Raw genomic sequence first — 12415 nt, forward strand, 5'->3', positions numbered from 1 at the left:
TGACAGGAACCGCGAACCATGGCTGAACGCTCATTCGCCAAGGAAGTCCAGAAACTCAAGATCGGAGAAGGTGAAACCTTTTCCGGCGAAGGCATTCTGGCGCTGACGAAAGCGCTTCTGGAAGCAGGTGTCGGCTATGTCGGCGGTTACCAGGGCGCGCCGATCAGCCACCTGATGGACGTGCTGGCCGATGCGGAGGAAATTCTCACCGAGCTCGGTGTGCGCTACGAGGCCAATGCCTCGGAGGCCGCGGCTGCCGCGATGCTGGCGGCTTCGGTGCACTACCCGATCCGCGGCGCGGTCACTTTCAAGGGGCCGGTCGGCGTCAATGTCGCGTCCGACGCGCTGGCCAATCTGTCGTCGTCTGGCGTCACCGGCGGCGCGCTGGTCATTATCGGCGAGGATTACGGTGAAGGCTCCTCGATCATGCAGGAGCGCAGCCATGCCTTTGCGATGAAGTCGCAGATGTGGCTGCTCGACCCGCGACCCACCCTGCCCTCCATCGTTCAGTCGGTGCATCAGGGGTTTGAACTGTCGGAAGCCACCAATACGCCGGTGATGCTGATGGTCAGGATCCGCTCCTGCCATGTCACCGGCAGCTTCGAGGCCAGGGACAACAAGCGTCCGCCGTTTACCGTGAAAGACGCGCTGGCCAACCCGCGCAGCGATTACGCCCGCGTCGTGCTGCCGCCGATGTCCTACATGCAGGAGCACGACAAGATCAACAATCGCTGGCCTGCGGCGCAGAAATACATCGTTGAGCACAAGCTCAACGAATTCTTCGGCCCCGGCGAAGCCCCTGTCGGCATCGTGCTGCAGGGCGGCATGTACAATGGCGTCATCCGTGCTTTGCAGCGGCTTGGTCTGGCCGACATTCACGGCGACACGGAAATCCCGCTCTACGTGCTCAACGTCACCTATCCGCTGGTCCATGACGAATTCTTCGAGTTCTGCGAAGGCAAATCCGCGGTTCTGGTGGTCGAGGAAGGTCAGCCGGAGTTCATCGAACAGGCGCTGGGCGCCGCACTCTACAAGGCCGGCAAGACCATCAGCCTGCATGGCAAGGACATGCTGCCGATGGCTGGCGAGTACACCGGCCAGGTCATGCTCGACGGGCTGGAGGCCTTCCTGAAAAAGGCAGCGCCGGAGTTGCTGCCCGCCCGGCTGCGCGCCCCCAATTCCGACCCCCGCCCCGCTTTGCCGGACCTGTCGAAGACCGTGCCAATCCGGCCGCCGGGGTTTTGTACCGGCTGCCCGGAACGGCCTATTTTCGCCGCGCTGAAAATGACCGAGCAGCAATTCGGCAAGCACCAGATCGCCGGCGACATCGGCTGTCATCTGTTTGCCAGCCTGCCGCCCTTCGAGATCGGCGGTTCGACCATGGGCTACGGCTTGGGTCCCGCGTCCAACGCGGCCTTTGACGGTGGCGGCGACAAGCGCTCGATCTCGATCCTCGGCGACGGCGGATTCTGGCACAACGGCCTGTCCTCCTCGATTGGCAACGCGGTCTACAACAAGTCCGATGGCGTCATCGTCATCGTCGACAATTTCTACTCGGCCGCCACCGGTGGGCAGGACATCCTGTCGTCGCGCGCAGACAATCCCTCCAAGGCCACCGGGCATCCGATCGCCGATGCGGTCAAGGGCATCGGCGTCAAATGGGTGCGCCAGATCGGCCGCACCTATGATGTGCCCAAGATGCGCGAGATCCTCAACGAGGCGCTGACCACCGACCATGTCGGCCCCAAGGTCATCGTCGCCCCGTCGGAATGCATGCTCAACAAGCAGCGCCGCGAAAAACCTTTGATGAACAAGGCGATCAAGGAAGGCAGACGGATCGAGAAGCCACGCTTCGGCGTCGATGAGGACATCTGCACCGGCGATCATGCCTGTATCCGCTTGTCGGGCTGCCCGTCACTCTCGCTCAAGAAGCTCGATGATCCCCTGCGCGACGATCCGGTCGCCAGCATCGACCAGAGTTGCGTCGGCTGCGGCAATTGCGGCGAGGTCGCCGATGCGGCTGTGCTCTGCCCGTCGTTCTACCGCGCCGATGTCGTGCACAATCCCGGCTGGGCCGAGCAGAAATTCGGCGCCTTGAGAAAACGTATCATCACCTGGCTGCAGAACCGCCGGTCACGTGACCGCCTCGAATTCGTCCGGACCTGAACAATGGCAAGCAGAACCAAATCCGCATTGAAATCCAAACCGCACGATCCGGCACTGGATCAGATCATCAAGCTCGCCATCATGGCAGTGGGCGGCCAGGGTGGCGGCGTGCTGACCAACTGGATCGAGGATTGCGCCCATCGCAGCGGCTACACTGTTCAGGCAACCTCGGTGGCTGGTGTGGCTCAACGCACCGGGGCGACGATCTACTATATGGAAATGGCGCCGGCACAGGAGCGCGCTCCGGTGTTTTCGCTGCTGCCGGCCGCAGGTGATGTCGACATTCTGGTGGCAGCCGAAATGATGGAGGCCGGGCGCGCCATCATGCGCGGTTTCGTCACCCCTGACCGCACCACGCTGATTGCCTCCTCGCACCGGGCTCTCGCGGTTTCCGAGAAGACCGCCCCCGGAGACGGCATCGCCGATTCCGAGGAAGTCGTCGCAGCCGCTGAAATCGCCGCCCAGCGATTCATCGCTTTCGACATGGAAAAAATGGCAGTCGAGGCGGGATCGATGATTTCGGCGAGCCTGTTTGGCGCGCTGGCCGGGTCCGGTGCACTGCCTTTCGAACGCACCCATTTCGAAGACGCCATCAAGGCGTCCGGACGCGGTGTCGAGCCAAGCTTGCGCGCTTTCGCAGCCGGCTTCGAAGCCGCTGCCAGCGGCACCGTCGAAACCCCGAAATCCGGACACCCCAAGCTCGCTGCCAATGGGGCGCCAGCCGGCCCGAAACCGCTGATCGAGCAATGGAATGCGCTTGCGGCACGCGCGGCGGCACTACCCGAGCCCGTTCGTGACATGGCGCTGACAGGCTTGCGCGCGGTGGTGGATTTCCAGGATCTCGACTATGGCCGCAGCTATCTCGACCGGGTCGAGGCGGTTCTGGCCGAGGACGATCCGAGCCGGGACTACGCGTTGACCCTTGAGGCCGCCAAATACATCGCCAAGGCGATGGCCTATGATGACGTCTTCCGGGTGGCCGATCTGAAGACCCGCGGCAGCCGTTTTGCCCGAGTGCGCAACGAGATCCGGCCCGCGGAGGGCGCGCAGATGAAACTCACCGAGTTCATGCATCCGCGCGCCGAGGAAATTGTCGGCATGATGCCGGCTGGGGTTGGCCGGCGGATGTCGGCGAGCGAAAGCACGATGCGGCTGATCGACAAGCTGTTCAACAAGGGACGCCGGTTGCGCACAGACCGGCTGCTGCCATTTGCCCAGCTTTACCTGCTTGGCGGGCTGCGCAGATACCGGCGCGGCACCCTGCGTCATGCCATTGAGAAAGAGCATCTGGAAAACTGGCTTGACCAGGCTTTGAACTTCCGCAAGATCGATTACGCGCTCGGTGTCGAAACCCTGCGCAATCGCCGTCTGATCAAGGGATACTCCGACACCCATACGCGCGGTCTGTCGAAGTTCGACCGGGTGATGGAGGGCGTGGCCCTGCTTGCCGGCCGTGACGACGCCGCCCACTGGTGCAAGCTTTTGCGCGAGGCAGCGCTCGCCGATGAGAAAGGCGATCAGCTTGAAGGCGCGCTCAAAACCGTGCGTTCCTTTGCCGGACAGGGCGAGTCCGCGCTGCAGAACTGACTCAACCTTGCCGTAAACTGCCGCAACACGCTGAAAACGAACACATATCATCCGTTCCGGAAATCGCCCTCGTACCATCTCCAGTCAAAGACGGTCCGACCGCCATGTTGTCCGGAAGCTCTTGCGGCACTGCGCTTATGATCTTACATTGGGCGGCAAGCGAGGACGGCCTCCCCCATCCGGGAACAGTGTTCGGGACGACCCGGCAAATGCTCGGGGAGCCCCATGAGAACCACCAAGGATAGAATTCGTCACGCGCTGAGTTTCGAAATCATCGCGCTTTTTCTGGTCATTCCGCTCGGAGCCTGGATATTCGGACGGCCTCTCGACGACATTGGTATCGTCGCCGTGGTCAGCGCCACGATCGCCACCGGCTGGAATTATCTCTACAATCTCATGTTCGACCATGCGCTGCTGCGGATCGCCGGTCATGTCGGCAAATCGGTTGTCGTGCGCATTTTCCACGCAGTGCTCTTCGAGGCCGGGCTGCTGTTGGTGCTGTTGCCGTTCATCGCCTGGTATCTGAGCATGAGCCTGCTCGAGGCGTTCCTGATGGATATCTCGTTCGCGGTGTTCTACCTGGTCTACGCCTTTGCCTTCAATTGGGCCTACGACTTGATATTTCCGGTTCCCGGACTCAATCAGTCCGGACACCCTCGCGCCGCGGAACAACAGCAAGAGACCATCTAACGCGCGTCGCATTCAATTGGATTCAGGTGACTCGTGTTAACTCTTTGGTTCTGCATGTCTTTATCGCAAAACCGCAGGACACTTTTGCGCGACATGCATTAGAAACCAAAACGGCCGCGGATTGCTCCGCGGCCGAATGGTCTCAGTCAAAGCCTGGGATCAGGAGAACCACCAGCGTTCGGCGAGCTTGCCACCGTCAGCCTGCCAGTTGGCTGCAACATTTTCATCATGCGCCAGCGCCTTGGAATGGCCATGGATGAAGTTGGCCCACATACCGACGATGGCGCCGCCATCGTCCTGCAGCAGCCGCTGGGCTTCCCAATACTGGTCCTTGCGCTTGGTGTCGTCGGTTTCCGACCTTGCAGCAACCACCAGATCGTTGAACTTGGCAACTGCTTCGCCGTCCTTCCACGCGGTATCGTTCCACTCGGTGTCGGCGGTATAGGCAGAGGAATACATCCAGTCCTGGGTCGGGCGGCCGCTCCAGTAGCAAGCGCTCCACGGCTTCTTGTTCCACACGTTGGACCAGTAGCCATCGCTGGGCTCGCGCACCAGTTCGATCTCGATCCCGGCTTCCTTGGCAGATGCCGCGATCAGCTGAGCCGCATCGACAGCGCCCGGGAAGGCGGCGTCGGAGACAGACAACTGGATCGCGCCGGAATGACCGGACTTCTTGTAGTGTTCCGCTGCCTTTTCGGCGTCGAATTCATGCACCGGCAGTTCGGTGTTGAAGAACGGCATCGAGGCGTTAACCGGCACGTCGTTGCCAGGCTTGCCGTGGCCGAGCAGAATCTTGTCGACCAGTTCCTGGCGCTTGATGGCAAATTTGAGCGCCATGCGCAGATCGTAATTGTCGAACGGAGCCGCGTTGACCCGCATCGGGAACGTATAATGCTGCGTGCCGGTTGTCTGAAGAATATCAAGCGTCGGCACCCGGGCGAGCAGAGCCACCGTCTTCGGGTCGACATTGTCGATAAAATCGACATCGCCGTTCATGATGGCGTTCTGCCGCGCAGTGGTATCGGCGAGTGTGATGAACTCCACTTCATCGAAATGCGCGTGGCCTTCCTTGAAGAAGTTCGGATTGCGCTTCATCATCGTGCGCACGCCGGCTTCATAGCTTTCAATGATATAGCCGCCGGTGCCGATCGGGCTGTTGGCGTCTTCGATCTGGCCATCGACAGAGGGCATGATCATGATGTGGTAATCGGAAGCAATGTACGGGAAGTCGGCATTGCCGCCTTCAAGCTCAAAGATCACCCGGTTGTCACCGTCCTTCTTGATCTCCTTGATCGCAGTCAGCAGGCCCTTGGCGGCCGACTTGGAATTTTCATCACGGTGATAGTTGAACGTCGCGATCACATCGTCGGCAGTCATGGTCTTGCCGTCGTGGAATTCCACACCCTTGCGCAGGTTGAAAACCCAGGTCTTGGCGCCATTCGAGGCTTCGTAGCTTTCTGCAAGCTCGGGAATGAGCTTGCCATCGCTGCCCACTTCGGTGAGTTGGTTGCCGCGGGCATAGTTGATGGACTGCGTCATGCCGTTTTCCGACGTGCCGGGATCCAGCGCATCCGTGGTCGAACCATACGACGAGCCAAAGCGCAGTTTGCCGCCCTTTTTGGGCGTTGCGGCGAGGACATCCGTCGCCAGCGTCAAGGCCGAAGGCACGGCCAAGCCCGTTGCAATGGCAGCCTTGATGAACTGGCGGCGGCCGATCTGGCCTTCGCTGAGCCAGCGTGCCTGCTTCTTCAGATATTCGTCTCTCATGGTCTTCTCCGTTAGGTTCCCAGAATTTTTATTTGTCGGCATTGCGCAAAACACAACACCATAAATTTTCGCCTACCCTGTCCTGCTGACGGGGTTTATCAACAGCCGGACCGCGCAATGATACTGTCAGGTTTTACCTCCCCAGACCGAAAAATGTAAGGGCAAAGCGCAAGTTATCGTTATCGCCAGATGTCAGCATGTCGGATTTCAACCCTTGTCAGCTTGGCCGGAGTTGATCCACCAACTCACCCTCCGCACATTTTTTATATTATCTGTCTAGCCAGTTTACAAACGCCGCGTTGCTGGTCAACAATGCAGACCAGTACCGGACCGCTGATCGCGATTGAGCCAGCAGAGCCCGGAAAATGGCGACAAGACCATAACAAAAGGGGAAGGATCCGCATTTGAATGCAGTGCTGTCGACAATTGTGAAACGACTTGGGATGGGCGTTGCGACGCTCTTTGTCGTCTCAGCCATCATCTTCAGTTCAATTTCAATGCTGCCCGGAGACTTCAGTGAAGCGGTTCTCGGTCAGGCCGCCACCAAGGAAACCGTCGCCGCCTTCCGCAAGGAACTGGGTCTCGATAAGCCAGCACCGGTGCGCTATTTCGAATGGGTTGGCTCTGTGCTGCAGGGCGATCTCGGAACGTCTTTCTCCGGCCGCAACGCATCCGGACAGGATCGCTCCCGCCAGGTCGTTGATCTGGTCATGCCACGGCTTTGGAACACACTGTTTCTGGCCGGCGTCACAGCTTTGATCGCTGTGCCGCTGGCGCTGTTTCTGGGACTGACGGCAGCGCTTTATCGCAACACGGCCTACGACCGGATCGTCAATGCGGTGACGCTGACCACCATCTCGACGCCGGAATTTTTCGTCGCCTATATCCTGATCCTGTTCCTGGCTTCGCTGTGGCCTGTGTTTCCGTCTCTCGCCAATATTGATGCCTCCACCGCCCTTGGCGAGCGGCTCTATCGTGTAGCCCTGCCCGCGCTGACGCTGACCCTGGTGATAGTTGCACACATGATGCGCATGACCCGCGCCGCCATCATCAATCTTCTGGCCAGTCCCTATATCGAGATGGCGCGGCTCAAGGGGGCCTCACGCTCCCAGATCATTCTCAAGCACGCCCTGCCCAATGCCTGGGCGCCGATCGCCACCGTCATCGCCTTCAACCTGGCCTACCTGGTTGTCGGCGTGGTCGTGGTTGAAGTGGTCTTCGTCTATCCGGGCGTCGGTCAGCTGATGGTCGATGCAGTGACCAGCCGCGACATTCCCGTGGTTCAGGCCTGCGCGCTGATCTTCGCCGCGACCTATATCCTGCTTAACCTGACCGCCGACATTATCGGCATTGTCACCAACCCGCGATTGTTGCACCCCAGATGAGCGAGCAACCAGACACCTATACAGCCTCAGCCGAAGTCGGCGCGGTCCGCAAGCGCCGAAGCCGCTTCGAACGGTTCGGCCTGCTGATGAAATCGGCCCCACCGAGCGCCTGGTTCGGAATGATCGTGGTCACGCTTTATATTCTCGTAGCGATTTTTGCCGATGTCATCGCGCCCTATGGTGAGGCCGAAATCCATCCCATTCCCTTCGCACCATGGGGCGACGAGTTCTTCTTCGGCACCGACCAGATCGGCCGCGACGTTCTCACCCGCCTGATTTACGGCGCCCGCAATACCATGGGCATTGCGCTGGCAACCACCTTTCTTTCCTTCCTGATCGGCGGCGGATTGGGCCTGGTGGCGGCAATCAACCGCAGCTGGCTCGATCAGGGGCTGAGCCGCATCGTCGATGTTCTGATGGCCATCCCCAGCCTGATCTTCGCGCTGATGCTGCTGTCGATCTTCGGCTCGACCATTACCAGCCTGATCATGATCATCGCGGTGCTCGATTCCACCCGCGTGTTCCGTCTCACCCGCGCCGTCGCCGTCAATGTCGCGGTGATGGATTATGTCGAGGCAGCCAAACTGCGCGGCGAAGGTCTTGGCTGGATCATGCGCCGGGAGATCCTGCCCAACATCATGCCGCCGCTGGTGGCCGAATTCGGATTGCGGTTCTGCTTCGTGTTCCTGACCATTGCGGCGCTGTCGTTTCTCGGCGTCGGCATCCAGCCGCCTACGGCTGACTGGGGCTCGATGGTGCGCGCCAATGCCTCGCTGATCCAGTTCGCCAAATATGACATGACAGCTGCCATCACGCCGCTCCTGCCCGCCGCCGCGATTGCGTTGTTGACCGTCGCCGTCAACTTCATCGTTGACTGGTTCCTGCAGAAAACAAGCGGGCTTCGCGAATGACCGACAACCATCCCGACCAGAGCAACGAAATCCTGTTGGAGATGCGCGACATCCGCATCGACGGATATTCCGACGAGCAATGGCACCCGATCATCAAGGGCGTCGATCTGACGCTTCGCCGTGGCGAGATCATGGGGCTGATCGGCGAATCCGGCGCAGGTAAATCCACCCTCGGCAAGGCCGCCATGGGCTACACCCAGCCTGGCTGCAAATTGACCGGCGGCTCGATCATCTTCGACGGCATCGATCTGGCCAAAGCCAAGGACCGGGACAAACGGCTGCTTTGGGGAACCCGCATTGCCTATGTGGCGCAATCGGCCGCCGCCTCGTTCAATCCGGCGCACCGGCTGATCGATCAGACTGTCGAATCCGCCACGCGACGCGGAATAAGGCCCGATGCAGACTCCCGCGCAGACGCGGTGGAACTGTACCGCGCCCTGCAATTGCCCAATCCCGAAACCATCGGCAACCGCTACCCCCACCAGGTGTCGGGCGGACAGTTGCAGCGGGTGATGACCGCCATGGCAATGTCGCCACGCCCGGATCTGATCATCTTTGACGAACCCACCACGGCGCTGGATGTCACCACCCAGGTCGAAGTTCTTGCCGCCATGCGCAACATTGTCGAGGAATTCAACACCGCGGCGATCTACATTACTCATGATCTGGCAGTGGTTGCCCAGATGGCCGATTTCATCCAGGTGCTTCGCTACGGCGAAGAGGTCGAAGAGGCGCCGACGCGTCAGATGCTGACCAAGCCGGAAATGCCCTACACCAAATCACTCTGGTCGGTTCGGGCGCTGGAAAAACCCGAGGTCAAAGGCGACGACATCGTCCTGTCAGTCAACAATGTTGAAGCGGCCTATGGCGACATCAAGGTTTTGCATGATGTCTCGATGTCGTTTCCGCGTGGACGAACTGTCGCGGTGGTCGGCGAATCCGGATCAGGAAAATCAACCGTCGCGCGGGTTATCACCGGGTTATTGCCGCCATCGGCCGGAGAAGTCATTTTTAACGGTGAACCTTTGCCAGCCGCTTTGAAGGATCGCAGCAAGGAACAGCTGCAGCAGATCCAGATGATCTACCAAATGGCGGACACGGCGATGAATCCGCGCCAGACCGTTGAGGACATCATCGGCCGGCCGCTTGAATTCTATCTTGGCCTCAAGGGCAAGGAGCGCGAGGAGCGGATCCTCGAGCTCCTGGACATGATCGAGCTCGACGAGAGCTTTATGGACCGCTTGCCGTCCGAACTTTCCGGCGGTCAGAAACAGCGCATCTGCATCGCACGCGCGCTCGCTGCCAGACCCGACATCATCATCTGTGATGAAGTCACCTCCGCGCTCGACCAGATCGTGCAGGAAGGAATCCTGCAATTGCTGCTGCGGCTGCAGAAGAAATACGAGATCACCTATCTGTTCATCACCCATGACATCGCCACTGTGAAGGCGATTTCGGACGAAATCGTGGTGATGCTGGAGGGCAAGGTTGTCGAGCAAGGACTCAAGAGCGAGATCCTGTCGCCGCCCTTCCCCGACTACACCAAGCTGCTGTTGTCCTCGGTGCCGGAAATGGATCCCGACTGGCTCACCAACCTCCTGGAAAAGCGCGACGACTGACCGGGACCGGCCAAGCCATCTTATCTTGCGGCAATGAGTGCGGGCAAATCTGCTACTGATCCGATCAGAACATCGGCCAGCTCAGTCAGCGTCTGCTGGGAGCCGGTACCCGACAGCACCCCGATCGCGGCGCCGGCGCGTGCCGCGCGCGCCATTTCCATGTCATGCCGATTGTCGCCAACCATGGCGATTTCCGCCGGACTTAAACCCAGATGAGACCCATAGGCATTGATCATGCCCGCTTCAGGTTTGGGGCCATGGCCGCTGTCATAGCCGGCGATAAAGCTGATTTGTCGTGACAAACCCAGAACCTCGACGGTTCGGCGGATACTGGCTTCGCCGTCACTCGAAGCGATGCCGAGCGAGAACCCGGCCTCGGTCAGCGTTTGCATCAGCGCCTTCAGGTCACAGATCGGCCATGGAGACTCAGCGCCCTCGACAAAGATCCTGTCGAGAAGGCGCATCAGTTCTTCGGGGTCAAATGGGCTGCCATGCGCCACCATGTGCGCCGCGATCTCGCCAGCATTCGCCGCTGCAAACATGCTGTCAGCGCGGGTCTTGCCGGTGAGCGGGTCCATGCCGCATTCATCAAGCAGAATGTCGGCCAGCGCGGCATCCCCGTCCGCCGCAAGCAATGCCCCCTTGCGATTGGTATCCGCCCAGGTCTTGTCAAAGTCGACCAGCGTGCCATCCTTGTCGAACAGGATTGCCTTGATCTCGCTATTCAATTTCCATGTCATGATGCGTTTCCGGTTTGACACAAGCTGTGCCCCGCGCTTGCATGGGCGTCAACACCGGAACCCGAACCTTTCCGAGGATTTTCCATTGCGCCCCTCACCCTACGACACGCTGATCGATGACGAAACATGGTCGTTCATCGACAAATCGAATGCGTTTTACCCTGCGGATGCGACCAGTCTCGATCATGCGGGACAACGTCGCGTCTATGATGAGTTGTGTCAGGCTTTTGACGCTGGACGGCCACCCTCGGTAACGGTGCATGACTTCTCTGTGCCCGGTCCCCACGCCCTAATCCCGCTACGGCAATATCTTTCCGCCACTTCAGAGCCCGAAGCATGCGTGCTCTACCTGCATGGTGGCGGCTTCGTCCTCGGTGGACTGGAAAGCCATGACAGCATTTGCGCGGAGATCTGCGACCGAACCGGCTATCAGGTCATATCAGTCGATTACCGCCTGGCGCCTGAACATCTCCATCCCGCCCAGATCGAGGATGCGCTTGCCGCCTTCCGCCATGTCGCCAGCGATTATGCACTCCCGATCATCCTGTGCGGCGACAGTGCCGGCGGCAATCTTGCCGCAGCGATAGCGTGGGCGACGCGTGGCGAGGCCCTGGTCCCGGCAGGGCAAGTGCTGATCTACCCGGCCCTTGGCGCCGACACATCGAAGGGCACATTCGTCAGCCACGCCCATGCGCCGATGCTGACCACTGCCGACATGCTCTATTACGATGATTTGCGCTCGGGTGGCGCGTCACCCGTCGATGAGCCCTTATTCACGCCGATGGCTGCAACTGATTTCACCGCAATGCCACCAACCGTAGTCTTCACCGCCGAATGCGACCCGCTGTCAGGCGATGGTCCTGACTATTGCGCCCGCCTCACCCGGGCTGGCGGCAAGGCTATTTGCATTGAAGAAAAAGGCCTGGTTCACGGCTATCTGCGCGCCCGGCATTCGGTGACCCGCGCCCGTGACAGCTTTGCCCGCATGATTTCCGGCATCAAAACGCTCGGCGCGGGCGAATGGCGCTATTGAGGGCAAAGCATCGCGCTTGCCCGATCAGACGAAGCGGCGCGCAATCCGTTCCTCCCAATCCTTGTCAAACAGCACCTCGCCATTCTCCGACGCCACCAGTTTCCCGGTGATGTAAAACCAGTCCTTGTCGCAGCGCATTTCCATGTCCGCGACCGTTTCGGTCTGCCAGGCGTCCCGCCCGCCGGTCTGCTCCCAGCGGATATGCGAGGTCGCGGAGAGCGGATTATCGGGATGGATCGACCAGCGTTCCCGCGTGGTGTTTCCGGAAATCAGTCCATGCTCGAGATCCCGGTTTTCGCCTGCATCGTTGAAGATAGTGGTGGTGATCACGCCTGTTTCGGGATCGGTTGCGATGTCGCGGGTTGAGGTGGATGGCCTGAGAGCCCGATCTGAAAGTTATTGAGTGATATCAGTGGGATGTGATTCCGTCGGATTGTCAAAGATTCGATGGAGGCCACTATGTCCTGGACTGATATCACCCGCGCTGAGCATAACCGCAAATCCGACCGCTATCCAA

General features: G+C 60.0%; 10 protein-coding genes and 1 pseudogene. 8 read left to right on the forward strand and 3 right to left on the reverse strand.

What is annotated here, in order from left to right; all coding sequences use genetic code 11:
- Window positions 1-18 precede the first annotated feature (18 nt).
- The 3 genes from ABJN75_RS16155 (at window position 19) to ABJN75_RS16165 (ending at window position 4443) form a co-directional block, all read left to right on the forward strand.
- Window positions 19-2166, forward strand: a complete 2148-nt coding sequence (locus ABJN75_RS16155) for an indolepyruvate ferredoxin oxidoreductase subunit alpha (protein WP_348440600.1) — start codon at window positions 19-21, stop codon at window positions 2164-2166.
- 3 nt (window positions 2167-2169) lie between these two features.
- The gene (locus ABJN75_RS16160) at window positions 2170-3753 is read left to right on the forward strand and encodes an indolepyruvate oxidoreductase subunit beta family protein (protein WP_348440601.1); all 1584 of its coding nucleotides are present in this window, start codon (window positions 2170-2172) and stop codon (window positions 3751-3753) included.
- 225 nt (window positions 3754-3978) lie between these two features.
- Entirely contained in the window at window positions 3979-4443 is a 465-nt protein-coding gene (locus ABJN75_RS16165) for a PACE efflux transporter (RefSeq protein ID WP_348440602.1), read from the forward strand.
- A gap of 159 nt (window positions 4444-4602) precedes the next feature.
- Here ABJN75_RS16165 and ABJN75_RS16170 read toward each other — a convergent pair whose 3' ends face one another.
- Window positions 4603-6210, reverse strand: a complete 1608-nt coding sequence (locus ABJN75_RS16170; RefSeq protein WP_348440603.1) for an ABC transporter substrate-binding protein — start codon at window positions 6208-6210, stop codon at window positions 4603-4605.
- Window positions 6211-6614: 404 nt separating this feature from the next.
- Between ABJN75_RS16170 and ABJN75_RS16175 the strand changes: the two genes are divergently transcribed.
- Genes ABJN75_RS16175 through ABJN75_RS16185 form a run of 3 tightly spaced genes read left to right on the forward strand, consistent with a single transcriptional unit; the run spans window position 6615 to window position 10125 of the window.
- Window positions 6615-7595 (forward strand): ABC transporter permease, encoded by a 981-nt coding sequence (locus ABJN75_RS16175; protein WP_348440604.1) that lies wholly within the window; start codon window positions 6615-6617, stop codon window positions 7593-7595.
- A complete protein-coding gene (locus ABJN75_RS16180) occupies window positions 7592-8506 on the forward strand; it encodes an ABC transporter permease (RefSeq protein WP_348440605.1) in 915 nt (304 codons plus the stop codon). Before ABJN75_RS16175 ends, ABJN75_RS16180 begins: the two co-directional genes overlap by 4 nt.
- Window positions 8503-10125 (forward strand): ABC transporter ATP-binding protein, encoded by a 1623-nt coding sequence (locus tag ABJN75_RS16185; RefSeq protein WP_348440606.1) that lies wholly within the window; start codon window positions 8503-8505, stop codon window positions 10123-10125. The genes ABJN75_RS16180 and ABJN75_RS16185 overlap by 4 nt, the downstream gene beginning before the upstream one ends.
- Window positions 10126-10145: 20 nt before the next feature.
- On the opposite strand, the gene ABJN75_RS16190 is transcribed toward ABJN75_RS16185, so the two are convergent.
- Window positions 10146-10865, reverse strand: a complete 720-nt coding sequence (locus ABJN75_RS16190) for an HAD family hydrolase (RefSeq protein ID WP_348440607.1) — start codon at window positions 10863-10865, stop codon at window positions 10146-10148.
- A gap of 85 nt (window positions 10866-10950) precedes the next feature.
- On the opposite strand from ABJN75_RS16190, the gene ABJN75_RS16195 reads away from it, so the two are divergent.
- Complete coding sequence (locus ABJN75_RS16195; protein WP_348440608.1) at window positions 10951-11898, forward strand: alpha/beta hydrolase; 948 nt, start codon at window positions 10951-10953, stop codon at window positions 11896-11898.
- Window positions 11899-11922: 24 nt separating this feature from the next.
- Here the strand turns inward: ABJN75_RS16195 and ABJN75_RS16200 are convergent, their stop codons facing one another.
- Window positions 11923-12228 carry a hypothetical protein gene (locus tag ABJN75_RS16200; protein ID WP_348440609.1) on the reverse strand — a complete coding sequence of 102 codons (306 nt, stop codon included), beginning with the start codon at window positions 12226-12228 and terminating at the stop codon, window positions 11923-11925.
- A gap of 89 nt (window positions 12229-12317) precedes the next feature.
- Here ABJN75_RS16200 and ABJN75_RS16205 point away from each other — a divergent pair.
- A pseudogene (locus ABJN75_RS16205) lies at window positions 12318-12415 on the forward strand (IS5/IS1182 family transposase); the annotation flags it as partial.

Source organism: Hoeflea sp. (assembly GCF_039975035.1).
GTDB lineage: Bacteria > Pseudomonadota > Alphaproteobacteria > Rhizobiales > Rhizobiaceae > Hoeflea.

Coding starts and splice junctions, on each gene's coding strand:
- ABJN75_RS16155 (WP_348440600.1), top strand. CDS start 19: ATGGCTGAACGCTCATTCGCCAAGGAAGTCCAGAAACTCAAGATCGGA.
- ABJN75_RS16160 (WP_348440601.1), top strand. CDS start 2,170: ATGGCAAGCAGAACCAAATCCGCATTGAAATCCAAACCGCACGATCCG.
- ABJN75_RS16165 (WP_348440602.1), top strand. CDS start 3,979: ATGAGAACCACCAAGGATAGAATTCGTCACGCGCTGAGTTTCGAAATC.
- ABJN75_RS16170 (WP_348440603.1), bottom strand. CDS start 6,210: ATGAGAGACGAATATCTGAAGAAGCAGGCACGCTGGCTCAGCGAAGGC.
- ABJN75_RS16180 (WP_348440605.1), top strand. CDS start 7,592: ATGAGCGAGCAACCAGACACCTATACAGCCTCAGCCGAAGTCGGCGCG.
- ABJN75_RS16185 (WP_348440606.1), top strand. CDS start 8,503: ATGACCGACAACCATCCCGACCAGAGCAACGAAATCCTGTTGGAGATG.
- ABJN75_RS16190 (WP_348440607.1), bottom strand. CDS start 10,865: ATGACATGGAAATTGAATAGCGAGATCAAGGCAATCCTGTTCGACAAG.